The sequence below is a fragment of the Nonomuraea longicatena genome (genome assembly GCF_039525605.1).
In the GTDB taxonomy this organism is placed as follows: Bacteria; Actinomycetota; Actinomycetes; order Streptosporangiales; family Streptosporangiaceae; genus Nonomuraea; species Nonomuraea longicatena.
The window spans coordinates 1-13,975 of the sequence record NZ_BAAAHQ010000025.1 but is presented as its reverse complement, the minus strand read 5'-3'; the positions used below and the strand labels follow the sequence as shown (position 1 = coordinate 13,975).

Sequence of the window (13,975 nt, the reverse complement as noted above, 5' to 3'; positions counted from 1 at the left end):
CCCTACGCGACCGTAATATCACTCGACTTGTCGACGAAGGTCATGATCTGTTAACCGTTGGAGTTATGCGGGTGCGAATCCAACGGGACCTGGTCGTTCCGATGCCGGGCGGCGTCGATCTACTGGCCGACCTCTACAGCCCTGCGCAGGGGTCGGGAGCGCCGGTGATCCTCATGCGCTCGCCCTACGGGCGGCGCGGGCCGTTCGGCTGGATGTACGGCAGAGGCTTCGCCCGCCGGGGCTTCCAGGTGCTGATCCAGAGCTGCCGGGGCGGGTTCGGCTCGGGCGGGCGGCTCGACCCGCTCGGCGACGAGCACGACGACGGCCTGGCCACGATCGCGTGGATGCGCCGCCAACCGTGGTATCCGGGGCGCTTCGCCATGTTCGGGCCCTCCTACCTGGGTTTCACGCAGTGGGCGGTCGCGCCGTACGCGGGGCCGGAGCTGGTGGCGATGGCGACGCAGATCACCGCCTCGCAGTTCCGGGACGCGGCCTACGTGGGCGGGGCGTTCGCGCTGGAGTCGACGCTGAGCTGGACGACGCTGACCGACGCGCTGTCACGGCCGTTCAAGGGCCCGGCGCTGCTGACCGCGCAGCGGCAGACCCGCAGGGCGGTGCTGTCCGGGCGCGCGCCGAAGGAACTGGACCGGGTCTCCTCCGGGCATGCGCTCGGCTTCTACCAGGATCTGCTCTCCCACCACGCCGACCCGGCGGCGCCGTACTGGTCGCGGCGCGACTTCTCCGCCGACGTGGCCGACGTGGGCGCGGAGGTGACGATGCTGGGCGGCTGGTACGACGTGTTCCTGCCGTGGCAGTTGCAGGACTACCTGACGATGCGGCGGGCGGGGCGGCGGCCGTACCTCACGGTCGGGCCCTGGTTCCACCTGGACGTGCGGCACGGGCCGGTGGCGATGGCGGAGGCGACCGCGTGGTTCCGGGCCCATCTGCTGGGCGAGCGCTCGGGGCTGCGCGCCGACCCGGTGCGGCTGTACGTGACGGGGGCGGGCGAGTGGCGCGGGTACCCGGACTGGCCGGTGCCGGGGGCGCGGACGCGGACGTGGTTCCTGCAGCCCGGCTACAACCTGGGCGAGGGGGCGCCGCCGCCGTCCGAGCCCGACGGGTTCCGCTACCACCCGGCCCATCCGACGCCGGTGCTGGGCGGGCCGGTGCTGCTGGCCGACTCGCGGCCGCGCGACCAGCGGCGGCTGGAGGCGCGCCGGGACGTGCTGGTGTACACCTCGCGGCCGATGCGGGCGCACACGGAGGTGATCGGGCCGGTCTCGGCGACGGTGTTCGTGCGTTCCAGCACGCCGTACACGGACGTGGTGGTGCGGGTGTGCGACGTGGATCCGGCGGGTCGTTCGCTGAACGTCTGCGAGGGGGTGCGGCGGGTGTCCGACGCCTCCGGCGGGGTGCGGCGGGTGGAGGTGGAGCTGTGGCCGGTGGCGCACCGGTTCCGGCGCGGGCACCGGATCCGGGTGCACGTGGCGGCGGGCGCGTACCCGACGATCGCCCGCAACCCCGGTACGGCGCTGCCGCTCACGGGCAACGGCCCGCTGGTGCCCGCCGACGTCGAGGTCTTCCACTCCCCTGAGTACCCGTCGGCCGTACACCTGCCCACAGTGTCCTGAAATATCGGCAGAAGGTGAGCACTTGCGAATTCTCGGCGAGAGCTGTGGGTGCGGCCATCGCCGATGAGCCTCCGTCGCCGATCCCGCCGAGGCGGTGCCGGAGCGGATGCCACGGCTGGTGGAAGAGGACGCCCCGCCCTGGTTCGCGAGCCGCTGCAGCGGGCCTAGAGTCGGAAGGGTGCGCGCCGCCCGGTTGATGTCCCTGCTCCTGCTGCTGCAGGCGCGCGGCGGCATGACCGCGGCCGAACTCGCCGCCGAACTGGAGGTGTCCGAGCGCACCGTCCACCGCGACGTGCTCGCGCTGGCCGAGGCAGGGGTGCCGGTGTACGCCGACCGGGGCAGGCACGGCGGCTACCGCCTGCTTCCGGGCTACCGTACCCGGCTGACCGGCCTCGACCGGGCCGAGGCCGAGGCGCTGTTCCTGTCAGGAGTGCCCGGCGCGCTGCGGGAGATGGGGCTGCAAGGGGTGGCCGCGAGCGCGCGGCTGAAGGCCGCGGCCGCGCTGGCGCCCGGCCTGCGTGACGCGCCCGCCTCGGCGGCGCAGCGCTTCCACCTCGACGCGCCCGGCTGGTTCGCGGGCGAGGTGCCGCCGCCGCCCGCGCTGGCGCCGCTGGCCCGGGCCGTGTGGAACGATCTGCGGGCGGCCATGACGTACAAGGGGCGCGAGCGGGTCCTCGACCCGTACGGGCTCGTCCTCAAGGCGGGCGTCTGGTATCTCGTCGCCCGTACGGAGGCGTTCCTGACCTTCCGCGTCGACCGGGTGGCGGCGGCCGAGGCGCGGGGTGAGCGCTTCGAGCGCGACCCAGGCTTCGACCTGGCGGCGTACTGGCGGGAGCAGTCGGCCCGCTTCGCCCGCTCGCTGCTGCGGACGACGGTGACACTGCGGCTGACCTCCGCGGGGCAGCGGATGCTGCGCCACATCGCCGACCCGGCCGCGCTCGACGACGCGCTCGCCTCGCTGCGGCCGGACGGCACCGCCGTACTGGCCGTGGAGTCGGTCGAGGTGGCCTTCGCGCAGATGCTGCGCTTCGGGCCGGAGGCCGAGGTGCTGGACCCGCCCGAACTACGCGAACTGGTACGCGAGGCCGCCCGCCGCATGCACCGCGTGTACGGCTGACGGGCGGCCCGCCGAGGTCAGCGGTACTCCCCGGGGTCCGCCTGCCTACCGCCCTCGCTCACCTCCGCGATGTACCGCCACACGTCCGGGCGGCTGCCGTCGACGTCGGTGAAGCCGTACTCGCGCGCCAGCCGTCCGCTGTCCAGCGACCGCCCGCTCCAGCGCATCCGGTCGGGGTCGCGCGCCAGTGCGACGACGGCCCGCCCTGCGTAGGCGGGGGTCTCGGACACGGCCCAGTGGGGGTCCTTCGGGATGTGCTCGCGCCAGGTCTCCTCGGTGACGCCGAAGTGCTCCAGCATCGCCTCCGAGCGGAGGAAGCCGGGGGTGAGCGCCACGGCCGCGCAGCCGAAGTCGCGCAGTTCGTGCGAGAGCGCGTAGGCCAGCCGGTTGACGGCGGTCTTGGCCTGATCGTAGAAGAGCGAGAGCCGGTAGTGGTCGTCGTTGTACTCCGTGGTGCCGTCGGTCACCTCCACCACGAGCCCGCCGGGGTTGCGCACCAGCAGCGGCAGCGCGTGGTGGCTGGTGACGATGTGGGTGTCGATCGCCAGCCGTAGCAGCCGCAGCCCGTTGGCGAGGTCGTGCTTCCAGACGGGCACGTCCCACTCGAAGAGGTGGTCGCCGCCCCACACGTCGTTGACCAGGACGTCGAGCCGCCCCTGCTCCCTGTCGATCCGTTCGACGAGCGCCTTCACCTGTTCCGGCTCCAGGTGGTCGACCTGGACGGGAACGCCCTTTCCCCCTGCCGCCGTCACCAGTTCGGCGGTCTCCTCGATGGTCTCGGGCCGGTCCATCTCGGAGCGGCCGGCGCGTGTGCTCCTGCCGGTGCAGTACACGGTCGCGCCCGCCGCGCCGAGTTGGACGGCGATACCTCTGCCTGTTCCGCGCGTGGCTCCCGCCACCAAAGCGATCATGGATCCACCGTCGCAGCGAATCCCGACAACCTATGTCATGTTTCGGCCGACGAACGCGCGGCGGCCATCTGCTCGCGCTCCGCCCTGGTCGCGACCAGCCCGGACGGGGCCACGAGCTTGGACTCCACGAACGGCGCCTCGGTGTCGGGCAGCGGTTCCGAGGTGCGGATGGCCGAGATCCACACCCGGAGCGCGTCCACGATCACGATGATGACCAGCAGGGCGAACAGCGCGGCCAGCACGCCGGTCACGGTCGAGTTGACCACGATCTGCCGCATCTCGCCGACGGTCTTGGCCGGGGCCAGCAGCCTGCCCTCGTCCAGTGCGCTCTGGAAGCGGTCGCGCTGGGCGAAGAAGCCGAGCACCGGGTCGCTGGAGAAGACCTTCTGGTAGCTGGCGGTGAGGGTGACGGCCACGTCCCAGGCCAGCGGGATCCCGGTCACCCAGGCCCATTTCAGTCGCCCGCTCTTGATCAGCAGCGTGGTCGCCACCGTGAGCGCGACGGCCGCGAGCAACTGGTTGGCGATGCCGAACAGCGGGAAGAGCTGGTTGATGCCGCCGAGCGGGTCGTTGACGCCCTGGTAGAGGAAGTAGCCCCAGGCGGCGACGACCACGCCGCTGGACAGCAGCACGCCGGGCCACCAGCTCACCCGGCCGATCGGCTTCCAGAGGTTGCCGAGCGTGTCCTGCAGCATGAAGCGGCCCACGCGGGTGCCCGCGTCGACGGTGGTGAGGATGAACAGCGCCTCGAACATGATCGCGAAGTGGTACCAGAACGCCTTGAGCGCGTCGCCGCCGAGAAAGCCGGAGAAGATCTCCGAGATGCCGACCGCGAGCGTGGGCGCGCCGCCGGTGCGGGCGATCAGCGTGTTCTCCTGTACGGCCGCCGCCGCCGACTGCAGTTGCTCGGGGGTGATGACGAAGCCCAGGTTGGTGACCGCCTCCGAGGCCGTCTGGACGGTGGCGCCGACCACTCCCGCGGGCGAGTTCATCGCGAAGTACAGGCCGGGGCTGAGGATCGAGGCGGCGATGATCGCCATGACGGCGACGAACGACTCCATGAGCATGGAGCCGTAGCCGACCAGCCGTACCTGCGACTCCTTCTGGATCATCTTGGGCGTGGTGCCCGAGGAGATCAGCGCGTGGAAGCCGGACAGCGCGCCGCAGGCGATGATGATGAAGACGAACGGGAACAGCGACCCGGCGAAGACCGGCCCCTTGCCGTTGAAGGCGAAGTCGGTGAACGCCTGGTTCTGCATGACCGGCATCGTCACGATGACGCCGATCGCCATCAGCCCGATGGTGCCGATCTTCATGAAGGTGGACAGGTAGTCGCGGGGGGCCAGCAGCATCCACACCGGCAGCACGGCGGCGACGAAGCCGTAGCCGATCAGGCACAGCGCCAGCGCCGACGGGGTGAGCGTGAAGACGCTCGCCCAGCTCGACTCCTGCACCCAGCCGCCCGCGACGATCGCGAGGAGCAGCAGGCCGACCCCGATGACGGTGGTCTCGACGACCCGGCCTGGCCGTAGTGTCCGCAGGTAGAAGCCCATGAACAGGGCGATCGGGATGGTCATCGCGATCGAGAAGACGCCCCAGGGGGACTTCGCGAGCGCGCCGACGACGACCAGCGCCAGCACCGCCAGCAGGATGATCATGATGACGAACACGGCGAGCAGCGCGGCGATGCCGCCGACCGGGCCGATCTCGTCGCGGGCCATCTGCCCGAGGCTCCGGCCGTTGCGCCGCATGGAGAAGAACAGGATCACCATGTCCTGGACGGCGCCGGCGAAGATGACGCCGGCGACGATCCAGATCGTGCCCGGCAGGTAGCCCATCTGGGCGGCGAGCACCGGCCCGACGAGCGGCCCGGCACCCGCGATGGCGGCGAAGTGGTGACCGAACAGGATGCGCCGGTCGGTGGGCTGGTAGTCGAGTCCGTTGTCGAGCCGCTCGGCGGGCGTGGCCCGGCGGTCGTCGGCGCGCAGCACCTTGCGGACGATGAAGCGGGCGTAGAAGCGGTAGGCGATGGCGTACGAGCCGAGCGCTGCTGCAAGCAGCCAGACGGCGTTGACGTTCTCGCCTCTGGACAGGGCGAGCACCGCCCAGCCGGCGGCGCCGACCAGGGCGACCAGCGTCCAGATGACGATGGAACGCAGCTTCACCGGTTTCCTCCCAGAGGTAGGCCCAGGCAGTGGCGCAGTCCGGCATCCGGCGGCAGGTCGCTCCTGAAGCGCCGCCAGCGGCCCAGCGGACGGCAGTCGACCGTGACCGGGAGCTCGGCGAGGTGCACCCAGGCGGTGGGATGGGCGTAGACCAGATCGCCGAGCGGGCGGGCTCGCCTGGGCAGGCGGGCCCGGCGCAGCGGCCGCACGGAGAACTCCCCCGCGTCGGCGCAGCACAGGCCGGTGACGTGCCAGTCGAAGTACACGACCTCGTCGGCGCGCAGCGCCTCACGTGCGGAGTGAGAGAGGGTGATCGGGGACATCCGCGCCTCCCGGCGGTCAGGTGCCTCCGAAAGTAATCCTCCGCGCAACCGCCGTGAAGGACATATAGAGCAATGTTTCACACTTGATATGACAGACCGTAACTCCCTTGTCATGGCATGCGCACGGCCCCGCTCGCCGCACCCGCACCCGCTGCGGCCGCGCACGGGACGGACGGCGGGCCGGTGCCCCATCGGCCGCCTCGCTGAGGGGCGTGGCCTTCAGAACTCGCCGAAGGGCGCGGCCTTCGGAATCCGATGCCCACGGGCGGGGCGCTCCCGAGATCTGACACCCACGGCACTGATGGGTTTGAACGTATTTACTGGGAAATACTGGAACTCCTGCTACTCTCTGCGCCATGAGTGATCGGCTGGACGCGCTTGAGAGCCGCATCGCCGAGCTCCGTGCCGGGGTCCGCCGAGCCGTACGCGCCAGGGACGGGGCCGCCGCCCGCAGTCTGCGGGCCGATCTGCGGGCCGCCGAGCACGCCTGGGACAGCCTGGTCACCGCCCCCTCCGAGGACCGGCCGAGGCGGCGGGCCGCCGGGGTGGTGACCGTACGCGAACGGGTGCACCAGGCGCTCGACGTGCTCGGCGCCCCCGCCCAGCCACGCCTGGTCGTGGCCGTCAGCGAGGCGTTCTTCGCGGGCGGCCTGCGCAGCGCGCAGCTGACCAGCATCCGCAGGGACGAGGAACGCTCGTTCCGCGCGGCGCCGTACGGCCGCCCCTACTACCTGTGCGCGGCGCTGACCGACCGCCTCTCCCCCGCCCGTGGCCTGCTCGCGCAGAGCGGGTGGCCGCTGGAGCGGCGGATGGTCGGCCCGCTCAGCCCCCGGGTGGACTTCCTCACCTGCGCCCGCGCGGTCGCGGCGCGGGTGGCGGGCGCCGCCGAGCCGTCCCAGGAGGCGCTGCGTCTGCTGGCGCGGATGGGACGCAACATCCCGGGCGGCGAACTCGTCGAACTCGGCAGGGACGTCGATCCGGCCCGGGTGGCGGAACTGGCCGCCGCCGAACTCGCCGTCCACGCCGAACGCGACACGCTGCACCGCGCCGAGCTGGCGCGACGCGCCAGGGAGCAGTTGGATGACCCGGCACGGCTGTTCGGCGCCACTAACCTGAGCACGGTCGGTAAGAAGGGGATCACGGCGTGAGACGCATCGACGCGCTGCGCGGCACCACACCGCCGAAGCCGCACGACGCCAGGGCGATCGCGGCGCTGGCCGCCAACCCCGGGTGCGCGCGGCGTGCCCTGATGGACGGCGCCGGGGTGGACAAGGACGCGGCCGCGCGGCACCTGGGTTTCCCCGCGCCGTTCGGGCAGTCGCCGTTCGCGATCACCCGGGGCAACCAGTTCGAGTCGCTGGTGAAGGCCGACGGCTGCGCCGAACTGCTGCGGATGCTCCGCGAGCTGCTGGAGCTGCCGGTGGCCGAGGTCGCCTACCACGACGTCGAGAACGTCGGCGCGCACCTGCGCCACACGCACACCAGGGCGCTGCTCGACCGCGCGGCGCGCGGCGAGCAGGACGCGGGCACCCTGTACGACCACCCGCTGCTCACGCTGGAGATCGCCGGGCACACCGCCTACCTGGAACCGGACGTGGTGACCTTCCAGCTCGGCGGGCGCTTCCACATCGTGGAGATCAAGTCGTTCGCGGTGGTCGACGGGCAGGCCGACCCGGCGGCGGTGGCGGCGGCGGCCCGGCAGGCGGCGGTGTACGTGCACGCGCTGCGCCTGATGCTGGCGGGCCTCGGCCACGACCCGGGCGTGGTGGCCGACGAGGTCGTGCTGGTGTGCCCGGAGAACTTCGCCAACCGCCCGGTCGCCACCCTGGTGGACGTGCGCAGGCAGCTGGCGGTGCTGCGCCGCCAGCTCGCCCGGATGACCTCGCTCGACCGGCTGCTCGGCGGGCTGCCGGAGGAGCTGACCTTCGACCTGATGCCGGGCGAGGACGGGCTGCCCGGCCGTCCGGCGGCCGACCTCGCGGACGCGCTGCGCCGGGTCGAGGCCAGGTACGCGCCCGACTGCCTGTCCACCTGTGACCTGTGCTTCTTCTGCCGCGACGAGGCCCGCCAGGAGGGCGCCTCCGACCTGCTGGGCCGGGAGGTGCGCGACGCCCTCGGCGGCGTCGCGGGCGTCGAGGAGGCGCTGGGCCTGGCCGACGGCACCCGGTCGCCCGCCGACGGGCAGGAGGAGATCGCCCGCGTGCTCCGTACGGCCGAGCTGCTGCGCCAGGACTGCCTCGCATGAGCCTGATCGCCTCGCTGGCCAAGCTGCGCGCGCTGCGCGAGGGCCGGGCGCAGCCGATCGCGACCGTACGGCACTGCCACCTGTCCGAGCGGCCGATGGTGTTCGTCCCGCTGAAGCTGGCCGGTGAGGCCGCCGCCCCGCTGGCGGTGATGCTGGGCACCGACAGGCACGCGCCCCGGCTGCTGGTGGTGACGCAGCCGCGCAACCGCGACCTGCGTTTCGCGTTCGCCGCCGAGCTGGCGGAGGTGCTGCTGCCGTACGCGGAGGGGTTCCTGGAGGACAGCGAGCCGGTCGAGCGCAAGAACGCCGATCCGTACGAGCGGGCGCTGGACGCGCCGCAACTGCTGCTGCCCAACCGGGGCGGGATCGCGTTCACCGCGCTCATGGGCCGCTCGACGCGTTTCCGCCGCGCCGACGGGCCCTACCCGGTGCCCGCGTCGGTCCCGGCGCTGGGCCGCTGGCTGACGTACTTCGCCGAGCGGGCCGCCCATCCGGGCTCGTCGCTGGCGCTGGCGGCGACGGAGGAGCTGGCCCGGCACTGGGCCAGCGGGCAGAGCGCGCTGGAGGACGCGAATCTGGCCGCGCTGATGGGCTGGGTGCGGGGCGAGCCGTCGGACGCGGCGGAGGACCCGCTGGTGTGGCCGCCCTCCGGGCCCGCGACCGACCCGGGGTTCGACTCCGAGGTGCTCGGCCCGGCGATCGAGTCGGGTTCGGCGGAGCGGGTGGCCGAGGTGCTGCGCACCCAGCTGGAGCCGACGTGGCGGCTGATGTGGGAGGCGCTCGACCGGTTGCGTGCGCTCGCGCCGGGGGCCGGCGTGGCCCAGCGGTGGGAGTTCGACCGGGGGTCGTTCAGCGGTTTCGCCGCGCAGCTCGCCGAGGGCGGGCCGCCGCAGGCCAGGCGGGACGGCGCGGTCGCGGCCGCGTCCCGGCTGTCGCGGCTGGAGCGTGCCCAGGCCAGCTACGACGTGCAGCGCGCCTATGACGACCCGCTCGTGATGGCCGACTACCGGCTGTCGGGCGAGGCGTTCGCGGGCGAGGTGGTGGAGACCGATCCCGGGCACGTCGAAGGCGAGGGCCGCTCGCGCAAGCTGCGCCCGCTCGTGGTCGTCAAGACCGACGACCCCGTACGCCTCCAGCCCGGCGCCGCCCTGGGCACCCCGCAGCGCAGGCAGCAGGGCGCCGAACTGGTCGAGTCACACGGCGGGCTGGTCACCATCAAGATCACCAAGGGGATGGGCAGGGGGAAGACCCCGGCGCCCGGCTCGGTGCCGGAGCCCGGCGAGCGGGTCTGCTACACGACGCTCACCGACGACTTCCAGGGCGCGGCCGCGTTGCCCGAGCCGGAGGCGACCCCGTGGACCCACGGCGGACCGCCCCAGCAGTACGTCCCCGACGACGACGACGCCAAGGAGGCGTGGGAGTGAGTCCCGAGGAGGTCATCCAGAACGTCCTGGCCGACCTGCCGCACCACCGAGGCGTCGTGGTCGACTCGCCGCCGGGCGCGGGCAAGTCCACGCTCGTCGTCAGGGCGGCCGCGCACCTGGCGCGGACCGGTGAGCCGCTGATGATCGTGGCGCAGACCAACGAGCAGGTGGACGACCTCGTCGTCCGGATCAACGACAGGCATCCGCGCCTGACCGTGGGCCGCCTGTCGGCCGCCGGGTACGTCGCGCCGCGCCGCCTGCTCGACCTGCGCGGCGTCACCGTCGGCACCCGGATCCAGGATCTCGGCGACCCCGACATCGTCATCGCGACCTCCGACAAGTGGGCGTGGGTCTCGGGCCGCACGTGGCCGTGGGCGATCGTGGACGAGGCGTACCAGATGCGCTCGGACAAGCTGCTGCGCATCGCGTCGCTGTTCGAGCGGGCGCTGTTCGTGGGCGATCCCGGGCAGCTCGACCCGTTCTCGGTGGTCGAGGGCGAGCGCTGGTCCGGCCTGTCGTGGGATCCGCTGCAGAGCGCGGTGTCGGTGCTGCTGCGCCACAATCCGGACCTGCCGGTGCACCGGCTGCCGGTGTCGTGGCGGCTGCCCGCCTCCGCCGCGCCGGTGGTGTCGCGGGCGTTCTACCCGTTCACCGGGTTCACCTCGGGCACCGGTCCCGGCGAGCGGTCGCTGGAGCTGACGGCGCAGGGGCTCGGGACGGTGGCCGACCGGGCGCTGGAGGAGGCGGCGCGCAGCGGGTGGGCGCTGCTGGAGCTGCCCGAACGGCACACCGTCCGCACCGACGCCGAGGCCGTGGACGCGGTCGCGCGGCTGGCGGCGCGGCTGCTGCAGCGCGGCGCGCTCGCGCGATCCGAGCAGGGCGAACGGCCGGTGACGGCCGAGCGCATCGCGGTCGGGGCGGCGCATCGCGACCAGGTCGCGGCGATCAGGAACGCGGGGCTGCCGCCCGAGATCACCGTGGACACGGCCAACCGGTTGCAGGGGCGCGAGTACGACGTGACGATCGTGCTGCATCCGCTGTCGGGGCGGCGTGACGCGACGGCCTTCCACCTGGAGTCCGGGCGGCTGTGCGTGCTGGCCTCCAGGCACCGGCACGCGTGCGTGGTGGTGGCGCGGGCGGGCATCGCCGAACTGCTGGACGCGCACCCGTCGGCCGAGCCGGTGCAGCTCGGCGCGCCGGTGAAGTTCCCCGACGGCTGGGAGGCCAACCAGGCCGTCCTCGAACATCTGGCGGCACACCGCATCGAGGGGTAGGCACTGCCCGCCGGCTCTACCTGGCCGGTCGAAACCCGTGGATCCCGCCAGACCTCACCGGAAAACCGGTTTCAGGTACCCGACGCCCTGTGTGCACGAATTTGGCGGCGGGAGATGTCTTGCGCCCAGTGAAGCTGGAGATTAGGTTAGCCTTGCCTAATTAGAAATATGGGGGCATGCCCCTTTTCACTGTGCGTCAGGGAAAGTAGACATGTCCATCCAGCTTCCGCCCTCCGCTGCGCCACGTTCCACTTACCCCGTGGACGTCCTCCCCTACCCCGTCCGCGAGCGTCTTCTCGAACTCGCCCGGGACGAGACCCCGGTCTCCGCCTACCTGTACGACGGGGAGGTGGCCGCCGAGCGGGCCCGCGAGCTGATGGCGGCGCTGCCTCCCTGGGCGGCGGTCTACTACGCCGTCAAGGCCAACTCCTTCCCCGGCGTCGTCGCGGCCCTGGCGCCGCACGTGGACGGGTTCGAGGTGGCCTCGGTGTCCGAACTCGGCCTCGCGCTCGGCACCGGCGAGCGGGCCCGGATCGTGGCCGCCGGACCCGCCAAGTCCGTCCCCGTCCTGACCGCCCTGGTCCGGGCCGAGGTCGAGGCGATCAACGCAGAGAGCCCGCTGGAGCTGCACCGCATCAGCCGGATCGCCACCGCCGAGGGCGTCACCGCCAGGGTGGCGCTGCGGGTCAACCCGACGGCGATCCCGGTCACCGGCGCCCTGCACATGGGCGGGGTCCCCTCCCAGTTCGGCGTGGCCGAGCCGGACGTGCCGGAGGTGCTGCGCACCGCCGCCCGGCTGCCCGGCCTCGACCTGGTCGGCTTCCACGTGCACGCCGCCTCGGGCAACCTGGACGCCGAAGCCCACGCCGCCTACCTGCGCTGGTGCCTCGACTGGAGTGTGCGCACCGCGCGGGCGCACGGCCTCGACCTGCGCCACGTCGACGTCGGCGGCGGCATCGGCGTCGCGTTCGAGGGCGAGAAGCCCTTCGACGTGGCCCGCTTCGGCGAACTGGCCGCGCGGGCCGAGCCGCCGCCCGGCGTACGGGTGCTGCTGGAGCCCGGCAGGTACCTGGTCGCCGACTGCGGCTGGTACGCGGCCGAGGTCACCGACGTGAAGACCTCCTACGGACGGCACTTCGTGATCCTGCGCGGCGGTATCAACCACTTCCAGCTTCCGACGTCGTGGGACATCGTCCACAACGTCGCCGTCCTGCCCGTCGAGCGCTGGCCTGCGGGCTGCCCCCGGCCGGGCGTGGCGGACGCCGAGGTGAGCGTGGTGGGCGAGCTGTGCACGCCGGAGGACACCCTCCTGCGCGACGTCAGGGTCGACCGGGTACGCGCCGGAGACCTGGTCGTCTTCCCCAACGCGGGGTCCTACGGGTGGGAGTTCGCCATGCACTCCTTCCTCGGCCACCCCGTCGCCCGGCGGCATCTCCTCTGAGCACGACCGGAACCTTTCGAGCACGACCGGCCCTACCGGGCCGTCCCGTCATCCGTCTCTGCCACACCCGGAGCCTGAATGCCTCTGCACGCGACCGACCTCGACTCTGCCCCCCGCACCGCCGCCGTCCTGCGACGGCAACGCGACCGGGAGTCCTCGGCGCGGACCTACGCCCGTTCGTTCCCCGTCGTCCCGGTACGCGCGCAGGGCATGACCGTCGAGGGCGCCGACGGCCGCCGCTACCTCGACTGCCTGTCCGGCGCGGGCACGCTCGCCCTCGGCCACAACCACCCGGTGGTGATGGAGGCCATCCGGCGGACCGTCGACAGCGGCGCCCCGCTGCACGTGCTCGACCTCGCGACGCCGGAGAAGGACGAGTTCACCGAGGCGCTGTTCGCGACGCTGCCGCCCGCCTTCGCCGACCGCGCCCGCGTGCACTTCTGCGGCCCGGCCGGTACCGACGCGGTCGAGGCCGCGCTGAAGCTCATGCAGACCGCCACCGGCAGGCACGGCGTGCTCGCCTTCACCGGCGCCTACCACGGTATGACGGCGGCGGCGCTGGCCGCGACCGGCAACGTCGCGGTCAAGGAGCCGGTGCCCGGCATCGCCGCCGACGTGACGCGGCTGCCGTACCCGTACTCCTACCGGTGCCCGTTCGGCGTCGGCGGCCAGCGGGGCGCGGAGCTGTCGGCCGTCTACACCGAGCGGCTGCTCGACGACCCGTCCGGCGGGGTGGTGCCGCCCGCCGCGATGATCGTGGAGGCGGTGCAGGGCGAGGGCGGCGCGGTGCCCGCGCCGGACGCGTGGATGCGCAGGATGCGCCGGATCACCACCGAACGCGGCATTCCGATGATCGTGGACGAGGTGCAGACCGGGGTGGGCCGTACCGGGGCGTTCTGGGCGATCGACCACAGCGGGATCATGCCGGACGCGATGGTGCTGTCCAAGGCCATCGGCGGCAGCCTGCCCCTGGCCGTGGTCGTCTACCACGAGCGCTTCGACGGCTGGCAGCCGGGCGCGCACACCGGGACCTTCCGCGGCAACACCCTCGCCATGGCGGCGGGTACGGCGACGCTGCGCTACGCCGTACGCGAGGAACTGGCCGGGCGCGCGGCGGCGGTCGGCGCGCGGATGACCGCCAGGCTGGAGGAACTGCGCGCCGAGCTGCCGGTGATCGGCGACGTGCGCGGGCGCGGGCTCATGATCGGCGTCGAGCTGGTCGACCCCGAGAGCGAGCCGGACTCCTGCGGCGCCCGCCGCCCCGCGCCCGCGCTGGCGTCGCGGGTGCGGGCGGCGTGCCTGGACCGGGGGCTGATCGTGGAGCTCGGCGGGCGCCACGACGCGACCGTGCGCCTGCTGCCGCCGCTGATCATCACCGACGAGCAGGCGGAGGCCGTCCTCGACCGGCTCGTCGGCGGCGTCGCCGCCGCCACGGCCGTCGGCC

Annotated in this window: 11 protein-coding genes; 8 read left to right on the top strand and 3 right to left on the bottom strand. The window is 73.0% G+C overall.

The annotated features are described in order from the left end of the window. Nucleotides 1-65 precede the first annotated feature (65 nt). A complete protein-coding gene (locus ABD120_RS24320; RefSeq protein ID WP_343952336.1) occupies nt 66-1,631 on the top strand; it encodes a CocE/NonD family hydrolase in 1,566 nt (521 codons plus the stop codon). A gap of 178 nt (nt 1,632-1,809) precedes the next feature. Continuing rightward, nucleotides 1,810-2,748 carry a helix-turn-helix transcriptional regulator gene (locus tag ABD120_RS24315; RefSeq protein WP_343952335.1) on the top strand — a complete coding sequence of 313 codons (939 nt, stop codon included), beginning with the start codon at nt 1,810-1,812 and terminating at the stop codon, nt 2,746-2,748. Between the two features lie 17 nt (nt 2,749-2,765). Here the strand turns inward: ABD120_RS24315 and ABD120_RS24310 are convergent, their stop codons facing one another. Genes ABD120_RS24310 through ABD120_RS24300 form a run of 3 tightly spaced genes read right to left on the bottom strand, consistent with a single transcriptional unit; the run spans nt 2,766 to nt 6,147 of the window. Further along, entirely contained in the window at nt 2,766-3,659 is an 894-nt protein-coding gene (locus tag ABD120_RS24310; protein ID WP_343952334.1) for an SDR family oxidoreductase, read from the bottom strand. Between the two features lie 35 nt (nt 3,660-3,694). Then, nucleotides 3,695-5,824, bottom strand: a complete 2,130-nt coding sequence (locus ABD120_RS24305; RefSeq protein WP_343952333.1) for a carbon starvation CstA family protein — start codon at nt 5,822-5,824, stop codon at nt 3,695-3,697. Further along, nucleotides 5,821-6,147: a hypothetical protein gene (locus ABD120_RS24300; protein ID WP_343952332.1), complete on the bottom strand. Its 327-nt coding sequence runs from the start codon at nt 6,145-6,147 to the stop codon at nt 5,821-5,823. Before ABD120_RS24300 ends, ABD120_RS24305 begins: the two co-directional genes overlap by 4 nt. A gap of 356 nt (nt 6,148-6,503) precedes the next feature. Between ABD120_RS24300 and ABD120_RS24295 the strand changes: the two genes are divergently transcribed. From ABD120_RS24295 to ABD120_RS24270, 6 genes are all read left to right on the top strand, one after another. Then, on the top strand, nt 6,504-7,295 hold the full coding sequence (locus tag ABD120_RS24295) for a hypothetical protein (RefSeq protein ID WP_343952331.1): 792 nt from the start codon (nt 6,504-6,506) through the stop codon (nt 7,293-7,295). Further along, on the top strand, nt 7,292-8,392 hold the full coding sequence (locus ABD120_RS24290) for a hypothetical protein (protein ID WP_343952330.1): 1,101 nt from the start codon (nt 7,292-7,294) through the stop codon (nt 8,390-8,392). The genes ABD120_RS24295 and ABD120_RS24290 overlap by 4 nt, the downstream gene beginning before the upstream one ends. Further along, a complete protein-coding gene (locus ABD120_RS24285; RefSeq protein WP_343952328.1) occupies nt 8,389-9,816 on the top strand; it encodes a hypothetical protein in 1,428 nt (475 codons plus the stop codon). The genes ABD120_RS24290 and ABD120_RS24285 overlap by 4 nt, the downstream gene beginning before the upstream one ends. After that, on the top strand, nt 9,813-11,090 hold the full coding sequence (locus ABD120_RS24280) for an AAA family ATPase (RefSeq protein ID WP_343952327.1): 1,278 nt from the start codon (nt 9,813-9,815) through the stop codon (nt 11,088-11,090). Before ABD120_RS24285 ends, ABD120_RS24280 begins: the two co-directional genes overlap by 4 nt. Before the next feature lie 259 nt (nt 11,091-11,349). After that, nucleotides 11,350-12,531, top strand: coding sequence for an alanine racemase (locus ABD120_RS24275; protein ID WP_343952326.1), 1,182 nt, complete (start codon nt 11,350-11,352; stop codon nt 12,529-12,531). 78 nt (nt 12,532-12,609) lie between these two features. After that, a partial coding sequence (locus tag ABD120_RS24270) for a diaminobutyrate--2-oxoglutarate transaminase (protein WP_343952325.1) occupies nt 12,610-13,975 on the top strand: 1,366 nt, incomplete at its 3' end.